Origin of the sequence: Bacteroides graminisolvens DSM 19988 = JCM 15093 (assembly GCF_000428125.1) — a bacterium.
Taxonomy (GTDB): Bacteria; Bacteroidota; Bacteroidia; order Bacteroidales; family Bacteroidaceae; genus Bacteroides; species Bacteroides graminisolvens.
This window is the reverse complement of the sequence record NZ_ATZI01000001.1, coordinates 62,237-77,327: the sequence shown is the minus strand read 5'-3', so window position 1 is coordinate 77,327 and position 15,091 is coordinate 62,237. Positions and strand designations below refer to the sequence as shown.

Below are 15,091 nucleotides of genomic sequence, written 5' to 3'. Positions count from 1 at the left end.
AAACTTTAAAAGATTATTTATGAAAAACCTTTTTTATTTTGCAATTGTAATTTGGATGTACTTGTTTACTTCCTGCTCTGATAAAAATATAACAACACACGAAGAACTAAAACCTGACTCGGATCCAGTTGTTGTTACGGTGAATAAAAGTAGAGCAATGTGGGTTAGTTATGATCCTATTGCACGATCATCAAAAGGACATACTTCAGGTTATAAACATGCGCTTATTAGTTGGAGAATATTACCAACAGATCCTGCCGGAATAGCTTTTGACATATATAAGAGTGAAGATGGATCAACAGAAGTAAAATTGAATACAGAACCAATACTTAATTCCTCAAATTGGGCTGATTCACAAATTAATCCTAATATTTCAACGGTTTATCGGGTTACTATCTCTGGAAAGCGAGAAACGCTGTGTGAATATAACTTTACTCCGGAAATGGGCAAAACATTTTATAGAGCTATTTTATTGAATAAAAATGTTCCAGATGCTTCATTGACGTATGAAGCGAACGATGCGCAAGTCGCTGATCTCGATGGAGACGGAGAAATGGAAATTATACTAAAAAGACAACCTTACGATGGAGCTAATCAGGGTGGCTGGCATGATGGTACAACTTTATTGGAAGCGTACGAACTTGATGGTACGTTTTTATGGCAGATTGATATGGGAATTAATATTCGGTCAGGCTCTCATTACACCTCATTTGTCGTTTATGATTTTGATGGAGATGGTAAGTGTGAGATTGCTTTCCGTACGTCTGAAGGTACTCGTTTCGGAGATGGAAAACAAATTACTGATGTTACAGGGAAAGTAAATGATTACCGACAGAAAGATTCTGATGGTAAAGGCTGGTATTCGGGCAAATCATTATATTCTACAACTGGCTTGATATTTGATGGACCAGAGTATATCTCAGTTGTAAATGGAGTTAATGGTTCTGAGATGGCGCGTACAAATAATATTCCACGAGGAGGAACTGGTAGTAATTATGAAAGAGCAAAATTTTGGTTCGATTATTGGGGAGATGATTATGGAAATAGAATGGATAGGTTCTTTATAGGGGTAGCCTATTTAGACGCCATCCCGGAAAATGGCATTCGTAAAGCAAACCCTAGTTTGATTATTACTAGAGGAATATATAAGAATTGGCAGGTATGGGCGCTTGATTTAAAAGGAGGTAATTTGAATATTCGTTGGAAATTTGATACTAAAGAAACCGGAAATATTGCTTGTGTGGCAATGGGATCTCATAGCTTTCGTGTGGCTGATTTAAATGGTGATCATAAGGATGAAATATTATATGGATCTGCAGCGATAAGTTCTGGAGGTAAACTTTTGTATTGTACGGGCAATGGGCACGGTGATGCCTTGCATGTCGGAAAATTTGCTCCTAATCGTAGTGGCTTACAAGTTGTTGCTTGTTTTGAGGAGGAGGATACTTATACAGGAACAGGTCACGGATATGCTTGTGAGATGTTCGATGCCGCAACAGGTCAACATCTTTTTGGACATGGTGCTGGTAAGAATGGAGATGTTGGCAGATGTTTGGTCGCTGACATTGCTTCTGATAGCCCTGGTTGTGAATATTGGTCATCTTTGGGGACAGGAATTTACAGTTGTGAAACGGGAACTTTGGTTAGCACCGTGCTACCAACATATAAAGGTGGAGGCAATAGCTATAACAATGCGATTTTTTGGACAGGTGTCTTAACTCGTCAAATGCTTGATGATGTGATGATTCAGAGTTATGAACCTTCCGCTCCTTGGTGTCCAGAGCTTAGTGCCAGTTGGACTCGTGTACTTACTTTATCTTACTATGGCGGCGGTGTTTCTTCTAATAATGGAACAAAATCGAATCCCTGCTATTACGGAGACTTTTTAGGAGATTATAGAGAAGAAGTAATTTATCGTAGTAAAGATAATGCTTCAATCTATCTGTTCTCAACTAACCATCCGACTGAACACCGATTGGTACATTTGATGGAAGATCACACTTATGATATGTCTCAAGCGATGCAGAATGTCGGCTATAATCAACCTACTCATTTGGGCTATTATGTGGGACTAGCATTAAATGAATAGTACGCTGAATTAAAATATTTAATAATGAGGTAAAGCTAATCTGCTTCTTTTGTATTTTTGCAAAATCACTAAAGTTATTATACTATGAAAAAGGTTTTATCGCTTTTATTATTTTTATTGTTTGTCCTAACGAGGCTATCGGCGCAGGAAACGAAGATTAAAGTTGCTTGTATAGGCAATAGCATTACTTTCGGGGCTGGTATTAAAGATCGGGCCAACCATAGTTATCCCAGTATTTTGGGAAGAATGTTGGGCAAGGATTATGAGGTACAAAATTTTGGTGTCAGCGCTCGAACGCTTTTAAACAAGGGTGACCATCCCTATATGAAAGAAGTGCAGTTTCAAGATGCCCTGAATTATCAACCCGATATAGTGGTCATAAAACTGGGAACGAATGACACCAAACCTCAGAATTGGGAATATAAAAATGAGTATCAATCTGATATGGAGCAGATGGTAAACGCTTTCCACTCTCTTCCTTCTCATCCGCGAGTGTATCTGTGTTACCCGGCCACTGCTTATTCAATTAAATGGGGTATAAATGACAGTATAATAGTGCATGATGTGATACCTATGATTGATGCTGTAGCTCGCAAATTAAGTCTGGAAGTGATTGATTTGCATTCGCCTACGGCTAATAAAAAAGAGTTATTTCCTGATGATATACATCCTAATCCCGAAGGTGCAGCTATCTTGGCCAATGAAGTTTATAAGGCTATCACAAAGAAAAAAACTGGTAGTCGTATCCTCTTTATAGGTGACTCTATTACTGACGGGAATTGGGGTGGTGGAGGAGCAAAACCTTCGTCAGAACGTAATCATTGGGATCAGAACCATATTTTTGGGAGTGGTTACATGTATCTCTGTGCAGCGCATTATCAGGGACTATATCCCGAAAGAGAGTATCGCTTTTTGAATCGTGGTATTAGTGGGCATAAGCTGGAAGACCTGAAGGGACGTTGGGAAGTAGATGTTTTGAAAGAATCGCCCGATGTGTTATCTGTTCTAATTGGGACAAATGATATTGATCAGTTTATGAGCAGTAAGGAGAAAACTTTTGATTTTGAACGCTGGGCAAACAATTACAAGGCGTTGATTGATGCCTCACTGAAGCAGAACCCACATTTAAAACTGATTCTTTGTTCTCCTTTTGTTGTTAACTCGGGCGGCATGAAGTCGAAGGCCGATTTTGCACTACGTGATAGTTTGATACGGGAGGCAGGTCAGGTGGTTGAAAAAATAGCGGCTGATTGCGGAGCAGTATTTATTAATTATCAGCAGTTATTTGATGAACTTTATTATAAATATCCTGCATTACCGGATACATATTGGTTGTGGGACGGTATTCATCCGACTCCTGCAGGTCATCAAAAGATGGCTGAACGTTGGGTAGAGCAGGCTGGTGACTTCTAATTACCACAGAGTTTAGTATAACTTTAAAGAAAAGAGCTGTCTGTACTTTCGCTATCAGACAGCTCTTTTTTTGTTATTTGTTTATCTTCACATTCTTACATGTAAAAGGCTTGATAAAGTGGGCGTCATAGTCGCCTTTTCGGGCTTTGATCGTTAAGTTTTCAAAAGTGAAGTTTGTAAGCACATATTGATCGGATGGACTGACATTAAAGAATGTTTCGCATTCAAAATCAATGTTACGCATAGTTAGGTGATCAGAATATGAAAGAGGAATATCCTTACGATCCTTCAGGTCGAAGAATTGTGTCCAAGGCTTGATGTATAAGAAATGGTTGGCATTGCCGGTAATGTCTTCCACTAAAATGTATTCATATTTTTGTGGTGTATCAGGACGCATCTTAAGCCAGAGCAAACGATTCGCTTCGTTCACTTTGCAACGACGAAGAATAATGTTACGGTCGTATATTGATTCGCTACCAAATGTTAGTGCGCTGTGACAGAAGCCATAATTGCAATCTTCGATGATGATGTTATAATTGCCTCCGTTGCTTTCATCTTTATCCGCCCAAGGTCCTTTGCCACCTTTTAATGCTACAGCGTCATCATTTACTGAGATGTAACAGTTCTTAATGAGCACATTGGCGCATACGTCGATGTCAACGCCGTCTGTGCTAGGAGCCTTTACCGGTGCTTCGGGTGAAGTGATTCGCAGGTTTAGTAATTTTACATGATTGCTTTTATATAAATGCGTTGTCCAAAATGGAGAATTCATTAAGTGTACCCCTTCAATTTGTACATTGTCGCAATTGGAAATGTAAACCAGTCGGGGGCGCAGTTCATCCATATTGGTACATTTTGGGTTTACAGCCCGGCGTAACCAGAATGATTTCCAATAACGTAAACCGTTACCGTTGATTGTACCTTTGCCCGATATGGTAAATCCCTTCAAGTTATCAGCATTGATTAATGCAGTGAAATATTTCAATGTCTGACCCTCCATCCGGGTCATTTGAATTGGAAAATTGTTTATGTCATCACTTCCTTTAATAACTCCTCCTTCTTCCAGGTAAAGGTGTGTTTGAGGTTTAAAGAAGAGTGCTCCGCTTAGAAAGGTACCTTTGGGAACCACTACCACTCCGCCACCATTTTGATGAGCCAGATCGATAACTGCTTGGATTTTCTCAGTCTGAAGCAAGGTACTGTCGTTCAATACACGATAATCGGTAAGAACATACTTTTTTCCTAATGCGTCTATTCTGACTGTTTCATTTTTACGAAACCATTCGGGTATCGGTGTACCATCGGGGAATTTTTCTTGGCCGAAGAGTTGAACGCATAGAAGCGTAGTGAACAATAATGTAAGGATTCTCATGGTTTAATGATATTAGTATATAAATAATTGTTTTTCACTGAATGGTACGTTGACCAAAAGTAGATAAAAATAATCTTTAAGCCAACTTGCAACCCTTCTCTTGCACGTTTTTACATGCAATTGTACAGACGTATAGGTAGAAGTACAACTGAAAAGGCTAATTTTGTTGAGCAAATTAATCTTACTGATAATATATAAGAATGAAAAAACTAATAGGAACTACTTTGGCTTTGTTTGTTTGCTGGCTTGGATTTGCACAGCCGGCTTACGACTTCAGCAAAATGCAACGTGAAAAATTGGGTAGAGGCGTAGTGGCGCTTCGACAAGATGCTCAAACGGTTTTTATAAGCTGGCGTTATCTGTCGGCCGATCCGCTCGATGTTTCTTTTAATGTTTATCGCAACGGCAAGAAAATTAATCAGAAACCGGTGAGTGAAAGCACTTGCTTTTATGATCATCGGGAAGAAACTACAGAGGCTGTTTACACGATAAAAGCTATTTCTCAAAGTACTAAAACGGCATTGCCCGAAGGACGTTACAAGTTGTCCGCCAATGCACCGGCAGGATACCTGAATATTCCTCTGAATCGTCCTCAAGGCGGGGTTACTCCTTCCGGAGAAACCTATACGTATATACCTAATGATGCAAGCATAGGTGACGTTGATGGCGATGGCGAATACGAAATTATTTTGAAGTGGGATCCTTCCAATGCGCATGATAATGCTCACAACGGCTATACAGGTCCGGTATTGTTCGACTGTTATCGTTTGGACGGCAAACATTTATGGCGTATAAACCTGGGACGAAACATACGGGCGGGAGCACATTACACACAATTTATGGTATTTGACTTCGACGGTGATCATCGTGCTGAAGTGGTAATGAAAACATCAGACGGTACCGTTGATGGGAAAGGAAAGGTTATAGGAGATGCTGCGGCCGATTATCGGGCAGAAAGCGGTAGAATATTAACGGGCAATGAGTATCTTACTGTGTTCAGTGGGGCGACTGGCGAGGCGCTTTATACCACAAACTATGTTCCTGAAAGAGGCGATTTGATGGGTTGGGGCGATGATCATGCCAACCGAAGCGATCGTTATCTGGCTTGTGTCGCTTACCTGGATGGTGTTCATCCCAGTGTTGTAATGTGCAGAGGATATTACACCAGAACGGTGTTGGCTGCATTCGACTGGAATGGTAAGGAACTTAAGCAACGATGGGTGTTCGACAGCAATCAACCCGAATGGAGTAACTACGCGGGCCAAGGAAACCACAATTTGCGCGTGGGCGATGTGGATGGAGATGGTTGTGATGAAATTATGTATGGCTCGTGTGCCATTGATCATAACGGTAAAGGGCTTTATTCTACAGGCATGGGACACGGCGACGCTATGCACCTTACTCAGTTTGATCCGTCCAATCCTAAATTACAAGTATGGGATTGTCACGAGAACAAACGGGATGGATCTTCCTTCCGTGACGCAGCTACTGGAAAAGTCTTGTGGCAAGTGAAGAGCTCTATTGATGTGGGACGTGCCATGGCAGCCGATATTGATCCAACCAATCCGGGAGTGGAGATGTGGTCTCTTGCTTCGGGCGGTATCCGTAACTTCAAAGGTGAGGTCATAAATCCCGATATTCGTACGCTTCCGGTTAATATGGCTGTGTGGTGGGACGGTGATTTACTTCGTGAGATGCTGAATAAAAATGTAGTGAGTAAGTATGACTGGAAAACTAAAAAGTGTTCTCCTTTGGTTATTTTCGAGGGAGCGATGTCAAACAACGGAACCAAATCGACTCCTTGCCTTCAAGGCGACTTGGTGGGCGACTGGCGTGAGGAGGTATTACTCAGAACAGAGGATAATTCGGCGTTACGCCTCTACGTGTCAACCTTGCCAACCGATTACCGGTTCCATACTTTCCTCGAAGATCCTGTTTACCGCATCAGCATAGCGACACAGAATGTGGCTTACAACCAGCCCACACAACCCGGATTTTATTTCGGTCCCGACATAAAGAAAGGGCTGTTTCGCGGGTATCAGTTTAAAGAGAAAGAAGCAGCCAATGACATGAACTCTCCGTTGCATTTATTAGCACCTGAATACAAAGTGCCTTACGGAGAACTCTCTATTCAGGAGGTTAAGTCTGATATGGATCGCGTATTGCAGTTTTTAGAAGAGTCAACACCGGCCAAAGTCATTAACAAACAAACGGGTAAGCAGATAACCGATTACAAGGAAATGGATGGCGATGCTACGTTGGAAAGAGGACTGTTCCGACTGGCCAGCTATGAATGGGGAGTAACCTATGCGGCGATGTTGGCTGCCGGTGATGCAACGGGTGATGCCCGTTACAAAGACTATACATTGAGCCGTTTTCGTTTCTTCACTGAAATTGTGCCCCACTTTAAACGGTTGATGAGTAACTACGGAGTGATTGATGCACAAATGAAACAGATGCTAACTCCACATGCGCTAGACGATGCGGGTGCCATGTGTGCAGCTATGATTAAAGCAGAACTTACCGATGAAAAGTTAAATCTTCGTCCCATGATCGATAATTACATGGACTATATCATGAATAAGGAATACCGCCTTTCCGATGGAACTTTTGCAAGAAACCGCCCACAACATAACACACTTTGGCTCGACGACATGTTTATGTCTGTTCCCGCTATTGCCCAAATGGGGAAGTTAACGGGAGACAGTAAGTATTACGATGAGGCTGTTCGCCAAATTCTTCAATTCTCTAAAAGAATGTTTGTACCCGAAAAGGGCCTCTATCGCCACGGCTGGGTTGAAGGGATGAGTGATCATCCTGCCTTTCACTGGGGTAGAGCCAATGGCTGGGCGATACTCACCATGACGGAAGTATTGGATGTATTGCCCCTTAACCACCCCGGTTATGAACAAGTGATGAATCAATACAAGGCACACATACGCGGACTGGCTGCCTGCCAGGGCGGCGATGGTTTTTGGCATCAGCTGCTCGATCGCAATGACTCTTATGAAGAGACATCGGCTACCGCTATTTATGTTTACTGCCTGGCTCACGCCATCAACAAAGGTTGGATTGATGCGCTGGCGTATGGCCCGGTTGTACAGCTAGGCTGGCATGCTGTTTCTACAAAGATCAACACCAAAGGAGAAGTGGAAGGTACTTGTGTGGGAACAGGCATGGGATTCGATCCGGCTTTCTATTATTACCGTCCGGTCAATGTGTACGCTGCGCACGGTTATGGTCCGGTACTCTGGGCAGGAGCCGAAATGATAAACTTATTAAGAACGCAGCATCCTAAAATGAACGATAGTGCCGTTCAGTATTATCATACGGAGCAAACCACGAACGAACCGATTTTCAGTGTGCCGGTCGAATAGGATCCAGATTATATTATCAAGTTAAATAAATTACTTAACAAAAAGAAAAACACAATGAAAAGAGAAGCATTTAAAATGTTCTTGAAACCGGGTTGTGAAGCCGAATACGAAAAAAGGCACAACGCCATCTGGCCGGAACTGAAAAAACTTTTGTCGGAAAATGGAGTTTGCGATTATTCCATCTATTGGGATAAAGACACTAATATCTTATTTGCCAGTCAAAAGGTACAAGGTGAAGAGTCCTCGCAAGACATGGGAAGTAACCCCATCGTGCAAAAATGGTGGGCTTACATGGCAGACATCATGGAGACAAATCCCGATAATTCCCCCGTCTCAATTCCGCTAAAAGAAGTTTTTAGGATGGAGTAGACTGTTTTTAGGGCTTGTTTACGGAAAAATTCCCCTTACGAGGCAAGAATAAGCATACTTTCTGCTATTTTTGCCTCGTAATTGTAATCTGTAAACCCTGGAGAACATGAGAAAAAGTCTGATAACTCTTCTCTTCTTATCACTTTTCGCGGCTACTATTTCCGCATCTATTGAAATTCGATCTAAGCAATTGACTATTGCCGATGGATTACCCAATAATTCCGTTCGATATTTGTTACAAGACAGCAAGGGCTTTATGTGGTTGGGCACACTCAACGGACTAAGTCGTTACGACGGAAATTCTTTTCTTTCTTTTTATCCTTCCTCCTCTTTCAATACGGTCTCTTTATTAGACAGGCGGGTTTTCGATATGGCCGAAGATAATAAAGGCTTTCTTTGGATTTCTTTTTCCTCGGAGCAGTTTAGTTGCTACGACTTGAAAAGAGCTTGTTTCGTAGACTTTACCGGAAACGGGGAATATAAACAGCAGTACTCCAAAAGAATGTTTGCAAGCAATGGTGATGTGTGGCTGTGGCATGAAGGTAACGGCTGTAGGCATATTACCTACAACAATGGTTTTTCTTCGGTGACTTTTACGAAGGCAAACGGCAAATTACCCGATGATGATGTTCAATTTGTAAATGAAGCAGAGCCGGGAACTTTATGGATAGGTAGCAAGAAAGGGCTGACTCGTGTAACGGGTAATCGTGCTACAATCGTGAATAGGGATATTGCTTTTTATCAAATGATTTATGCGGGTGGACAACCTTACTTCCTGACTTCCGATAATAAGGTGTATACTGTTCAGAAAAATGGCGCAGGACTTAAACTTCTGGCTAATGGAATGATTCCCGGTATAGTAATTTCGGGTACTTTTCAACTCAATAACCAATGGATCATCCTGACTTCGGCCGGTTGTTTCTCGTTCCATTTACAAAACAAAAAGATGGAGTCGGCCGCTGCACTTTTCGGTGAAGACATTCAGTTAGGTAATGTGTTACTCGATAATAAAAACAACTTTTGGGTTTACAACCACAGTGGTCGGGTTTGGTATATCCGGGCAGAAAACGGGGCAACAAAAGAGTTCCGTCTTATTCCTGCCGAGAAGATGGGATACATCGACTTTGAAAGGTATCACGTGGTGCATGACTCCCGTAACATTATTTGGATTTCAACTTACGGCAACGGACTGTACGCTTATGACACGACCAAAGATGAGTTGAATCATTTCACGGCAGGTATGGGTGGGCTCAGCCACATTGCTTCTGATTACCTGCTTAATATTACCGAAGATCGTTCGGGCGAGGTTTGGGTAAGTTCCGAATTCTCGGGCATATCACGCATATCGGTTATCAATGAAGGCTCTTACCGTTATTTCCCCGAAGACAAGTCGTTACTCGACCGCTCTAATACGATCCGCATGGTTTCGCGGCTCGACGATGGGACTATTTGGATGGGTACCCGTAAAGGTGGACTCTATTTATACGATGAAAACTTTCAGTTGAAATACGTGAAGAAAGATTTTCACTCAAACATTTATGCCATGCGCAAAGATGCCGAAGGTAAGATATGGATGGGAACCCGCGGCGACGGACTGATGATTGACAATGTGTGGTACAAACATCAGGATGGTGATGCTTCTTCTTTGGCTAATGACAATATATTCTGTATCTACAGGGACAAAAAAGACCGTATGTGGATAGGAACTTTCGGCGGCGGACTTGATTTGGCTATCAAAACAGATAAGGGTTATCGGTTTAAACACTTCTTAAACGGTTCGTACGGACAGCGGCAGATACGTGTGATTTGCGAAGATAAGAACGGAATGATGTGGGTGGGCACCAGTGAGGGTGTGTATGTGTTTAACCCCGATTTATTAATTCAAAATCCAGGGAAATATTATTTGTATAATTACGTAAACCGAAAGCTGAAGAGTAACGAAGTAAGGTGTATCCTTCCGGGTTCAAAAGGTCGTATGTGGATCGGTACAGCCGGTGCCGGTTTCAGCATGTGTGAGGTCAAAGGTGATTATCGTTCGTTAAACTTTAAGTGCTACTCAACACATGACGGACTGTCGAACGACATGGTACAGTCCATGGCAGAAGATAAAAAAGGAAATATATGGTTGGCTACGGAGTATGGAGTATCTAAGTTTGTAACAGAATCGAGCACATTTGAGAATTATTTCTTCTCTGCTTATTCGCAGGGAAACGTGTATACGGAGAATTCAAGTTGTGTGTGTCGCAACGGGAACATACTTTTTGGGTCTAATCACGGCTTTGTTATTATTGATCCCAACGTTGTGAAACGCAGTAATGCCTCGTTCCCTCCGGTGTTTACCAACCTGAGTGTGAACGGTATTAACATGATGCCTAGTGATAAAGACTCTCCGTTGACTGTTTCCATGCCTTATTCTAAGGAGATAAGACTGAGTCACAGCCAGAATTCCTTTGTCGTTGAATTTTCATCTTTCAATTATTCGGATGCCGGACAAACCAAATATTCCTATCGCTTGGTGAATTATGATAAAGATTGGAGCGCACCCTCTTCACTGAACTTTGCTGCTTATAAACAGCTGCCTTACGGCGAGTACGAACTTCAGGTGAAAGCGTGCAACAGTTCGGGTATCTGGGATGAAGATATAGCCACTTTGCACATAGTGGTTGATCCGCCTTTTTATCTTTCCGCATGGGCTTTTCTTATTTATGCTATTTTGCTGATTACCATTGCCTACTTTGCTTTCCGCATTGCTCGTAACTTCAACCGTTTGCACAATAAAATAGAGATTGAAAAACAGCTGACTGAATACAAGCTGGTGTTTTTTACCAATATTTCGCATGAGTTTCGTACCCCGCTTACCCTTATTCAAGGTGCGTTGGAGCGTGTTCAACGGCTGGATGTGAATACCAAAGAGTTGGCGCATCCGTTGCAAACCATGCAAAAAAGTACCAACCGCTTGTTGAGGCTTATTGACCAACTACTTGAATTCAGGAAGATGCAGAATGATAAGTTGGCACTTTCGTTGGAAGAGACAGATGTGGTTGCCATGATTTATGAGATATTTCTGAGCTTTGGAGATATGGCAGAGTCGAAGAACATGGACTTTCAATTTGCGCCCTCGGTGAGCCGATACAAAATGTTTGTCGACAAAGGAAAACTGGATAAGATGGTGTACAACCTCTTGTCGAATGCATTTAAATATACTCCTCAAAGGGGCAAGGTTACGTTGCATGTGATGGTTGACGAAGAGAGCGGACTACTTCGTATTAAAGTAAGTGATACGGGAGTCGGCATTCCGAAAGAGAAGCGGAATCAGCTGTTTAACCGGTTTATGCAAAGCAACTTCTCGGGAGACAGTGTGGGCATAGGGCTTCATCTGACTCATGAATTGGTACAAGTGCACAAGGGTAGCATTTGGTATGAAGAGAATGAAGGAGGTGGTTCGGTGTTTGTGATCAGTCTGCCCCTGAAGACGGATTCTTACGAGGAGAAAGACTTCTTGATTCCCAATAATGCTTTGATGCGTGAACAGCACACGGCTGTTTTACCCGATGATGGTGAGCAGGCAGTTGCCGAAGCCGTTGCATCGACTACGTTGCCATTGAACCAACAAAAAATATTAGTGATTGAAGACGATGTAGATGTGCGCAAATACCTGAAAGAGGAGCTGGGCGCTTATTTCCAAGTTGTAACGGCCGACAACGGAGTGACGGGATTTGAGATGGCGAGCAGCGAGGACCCTTGCCTGATAGTGTGCGACGTACTGATGCCCGGCATGAACGGCTTTGAAGTAACCCGCAAATTGAAGTCTGAGTTTGACACGAGTCACATTCCGGTGATTTTGCTTACAGCGCTTACGCTTCCCGAAAATCATTTAGAAGGAATTGAGAGCGGAGCAGATGCGTATCTGTCCAAACCATTTAGCATTAAACTGCTGTTGGCTCGTATTATTAAATTGCTGGAGCAACGTGAGAAGTTGAAAGCCAAGTTCTCAGAAGAACCGGGAATTGTCCGCTCGGCTATTTATGCGTCGGAGCGCGACAAGGAATTTGTGGACGAACTTCACCGCGTATTGGAAGAAAACTTGGCTAATGCCCGCTTTTCAGTTGATGATTTTGCCGCACAGATGAATGTAGGCCGCACCGTTTTTTATAAAAAGGTGAAAGGAGTTACGGGCTACTCTCCCAATGAATATATACGTATTATGCGCATGAAAAAGGCAGCTGAGTTACTATTAGGCGGTAAATTCACTGTGGCCGAAGTGTCATATAAAGTGGGGATTGATGATCCTTTTTACTTCAGTAAGTGTTTTAAATCACAGTTTGGCGTTGCACCTTCCGTTTACCAGAAGGGCAAAGCCTGAGACCAAAAAGTTGAAGTATGATAACAAAACAATTGATCTGTCCGAAGAGTATCGTAGTTGTCGGTGCTTCGAACAATGTACATAAACCGGGTGGGGCTATTCTGCGCAACCTCATTGAAGGAAGTTTCAAAGGAGAATTACGCGCAGTGAACCCCAAAGAAAAAGAAGTATTGGGTGTTGCTTGTTTCGCATCAGTAGCCGATGTCCCACCAACCGACCTGGCTGTTCTGGCCATCCCGGCCAATTTATGTCCCGAGGCGGTTGAGATATTGGCTTCTCAGAAAGAAACCCGTGCATTCATCATTCTTTCTGCCGGCTTTGGCGAGGAGACACACGAAGGCGCTTTACTCGAAAATAAAATATTAGAAACAGTGAATCAGTACGGTGCTTCACTGATTGGGCCTAACTGCATCGGTTTGCTCAACACTTGTCACCACAGTGTTTTCACTCAACCTATTCCGAATTTGAATCCCCAAGGAGTAGACCTTATTTCTAGTTCGGGAGCTACGGCGGTCTTCATCATGGAGTCTGCCTTGGTAAAAGGGTTGCAGTTTAACTCGGCTTGGTCGGTAGGTAATGCCAAACAGATAGGGGTAGAAGATGTGTTGCAATATATGGATGAGAACTTTGATTCAGACAGAGATTCCCGCATCAAGCTCCTTTACATGGAAAGCATCAAAGACCCCGATCGTTTGTTGCTTCATGCTTCTTCGTTAATAGAAAAGGGGTGCCGCATTGCCGCCATTAAAGCAGGAAGTTCCGAAAGCGGCAGTCGCGCTGCCTCTTCGCATACAGGAGCCATGGCCAGTCCCGATTCCGCTGTCGAAGCTCTTTTTAGAAAAGCAGGCATTGTGCGGTGTTACTCCCGTGAAGAACTCACCACAGTAGGCTGTGTCTTTACGCTTCCCGAACTGAAAGGACGTAATTTCGCCATTGTAACCCACGCCGGAGGTCCCGGAGTTATGTTGACAGATGCTCTTTGTAAAGGCGGATTGAATGTCCCGAAACTGGAAGGTCCGAAGTTGGATGAGTTGAAAGAAAAGCTACTTCCCGGCGCTTCTATTGCCAATCCTATTGATGTATTGGCCACCGGCACACCGGAGCACTTGGATATTGCCATTGATTATTGCGAAAAAGAATTTGAAAACATTGATGCTATTATGGCTATTTTCGGAACACCCGGACTGGTTACCATGTTCGATATGTACGAAATGCTGCATCAAAAGATAAGACATTGCCGTAAACCCCTGTTCCCTGTGTTACCTTCCATACATACGGCAGGAAAAGAAGTGGAACAGTTCCTGGCGAAAGGTCACGTAAACTTCTCCGATGAAGTAACGCTAGGCACGGCTCTTTCACGGATCATGAATGCTCCCCGTCCTGCGGGCAATAAGGTGGAACTTTATGGGGTCGACGTACCGGCTATCCGCCGGATTATTGATTCCATTCCCCACGATGGTTACATTGCTCCTCACTTTGTACAAGCACTTTTGCATGCGGCAGGCATTTCTGTGGTCGACGAATTTGTGTCCGGCAATAAAGAGGAAGTGCTTGCATTTGCACGCCGAACAAGTTTTCCGGTGGTGGCCAAAGTAGTGGGACCGGTGCATAAGTCGGATGTAGGCGGTGTTACGCTTAACATCAAAGGAGAACAACACCTGGCTTTGGAGTTTGAACGAATGATGCGCCTTCCCGATGCGACAGCCGTGATGGTGCAGCCCATGTTGAAAGGTACTGAACTTTTTATCGGAGCCAAATACGAAGAGAAATTCGGCCATGTGGTGCTTTGCGGACTGGGCGGTATCTTTGTGGAAGTGTTGAAGGATGTGTCGTCCGGACTGGCGCCGTTATCTTACGAAGAGGCATACTCTATGATTCATTCGCTTCGGGCATATAAAATTATTCAAGGCACACGCGGACAAAAAGGAGTGAACGAAGACAAGTTTGCCGAAATCATTGTCCGCCTTTCTACCTTGTTACGTTTCGCTACCGAGATTAAAGAAATGGATATCAACCCTTTGTTGGCCACGGAAAAGTCGGTTATTGCTGTTGATGCCCGTATACGGATAAAAAAATAAATAAAAACGTGCAATATTCTGAGGGATGTT

At 43.1% G+C, this 15,091-nt stretch carries 7 protein-coding genes and 1 pseudogene; 7 read left to right on the top strand and 1 reads right to left on the bottom strand.

The genetic code is table 11. The annotated features are described in order from the left end of the window. The first annotated feature begins 19 nt into the window (after positions 1–19). The gene (locus C511_RS0100325) at positions 20–2,089 is read left to right on the top strand and encodes a rhamnogalacturonan lyase family protein (RefSeq protein ID WP_024996035.1); all 2,070 of its coding nucleotides are present in this window, start codon (positions 20–22) and stop codon (positions 2,087–2,089) included. 84 nt (positions 2,090–2,173) lie between these two features. Further along, positions 2,174–3,502: a DUF459 domain-containing protein gene (locus tag C511_RS18045; protein WP_024996036.1), complete on the top strand. Its 1,329-nt coding sequence runs from the start codon at positions 2,174–2,176 to the stop codon at positions 3,500–3,502. Positions 3,503–3,575: 73 nt separating this feature from the next. Here C511_RS18045 and C511_RS0100310 read toward each other — a convergent pair whose 3' ends face one another. Then, positions 3,576–4,874 (bottom strand): rhamnogalacturonidase, encoded by a 1,299-nt coding sequence (locus C511_RS0100310; RefSeq protein ID WP_024996037.1) that lies wholly within the window; start codon positions 4,872–4,874, stop codon positions 3,576–3,578. Positions 4,875–5,074: 200 nt separating this feature from the next. Here C511_RS0100310 and C511_RS18495 point away from each other — a divergent pair. From C511_RS18495 to C511_RS0100290, 5 genes and pseudogenes are all read left to right on the top strand, one after another. After that, positions 5,075–6,883, top strand: a pseudogene (locus C511_RS18495) (rhamnogalacturonan lyase); the annotation flags it as partial. A 3-nt stretch (positions 6,884–6,886) separates the two neighbouring features. Then, a complete protein-coding gene (locus tag C511_RS18210) occupies positions 6,887–8,251 on the top strand; it encodes a glycoside hydrolase family 88/105 protein (protein WP_034783137.1) in 1,365 nt (454 codons plus the stop codon). 54 nt (positions 8,252–8,305) lie between these two features. After that, entirely contained in the window at positions 8,306–8,620 is a 315-nt protein-coding gene (gene rhaM, locus C511_RS0100300; RefSeq protein ID WP_024996038.1) for an L-rhamnose mutarotase, read from the top strand. Positions 8,621–8,726: 106 nt separating this feature from the next. After that, positions 8,727–12,983 carry a hybrid sensor histidine kinase/response regulator gene (locus C511_RS0100295; protein ID WP_027317625.1) on the top strand — a complete coding sequence of 1,419 codons (4,257 nt, stop codon included), beginning with the start codon at positions 8,727–8,729 and terminating at the stop codon, positions 12,981–12,983. Positions 12,984–13,000: 17 nt separating this feature from the next. Next, positions 13,001–15,061: an acetate--CoA ligase family protein gene (locus C511_RS0100290; RefSeq protein ID WP_024996039.1), complete on the top strand. Its 2,061-nt coding sequence runs from the start codon at positions 13,001–13,003 to the stop codon at positions 15,059–15,061. The last annotated feature ends 30 nt before the right edge of the window (positions 15,062–15,091 follow it).

Excerpts from the sequence above, each read along its gene's own strand:
- C511_RS18045 (WP_024996036.1), top strand. The coding sequence starts at position 2,174 with ATGAAAAAGGTTTTATCGCTTTTATTATTTTTATTGTTTGTCCTAACG.
- rhaM (WP_024996038.1), top strand. The coding sequence starts at position 8,306 with ATGAAAAGAGAAGCATTTAAAATGTTCTTGAAACCGGGTTGTGAAGCC.
- C511_RS0100290 (WP_024996039.1), top strand. The coding sequence starts at position 13,001 with ATGATAACAAAACAATTGATCTGTCCGAAGAGTATCGTAGTTGTCGGT.
- C511_RS0100295 (WP_027317625.1), top strand. The coding sequence starts at position 8,727 with ATGAGAAAAAGTCTGATAACTCTTCTCTTCTTATCACTTTTCGCGGCT.
- C511_RS0100310 (WP_024996037.1), bottom strand. The coding sequence starts at position 4,874 with ATGAGAATCCTTACATTATTGTTCACTACGCTTCTATGCGTTCAACTC.
- C511_RS0100325 (WP_024996035.1), top strand. The coding sequence starts at position 20 with ATGAAAAACCTTTTTTATTTTGCAATTGTAATTTGGATGTACTTGTTT.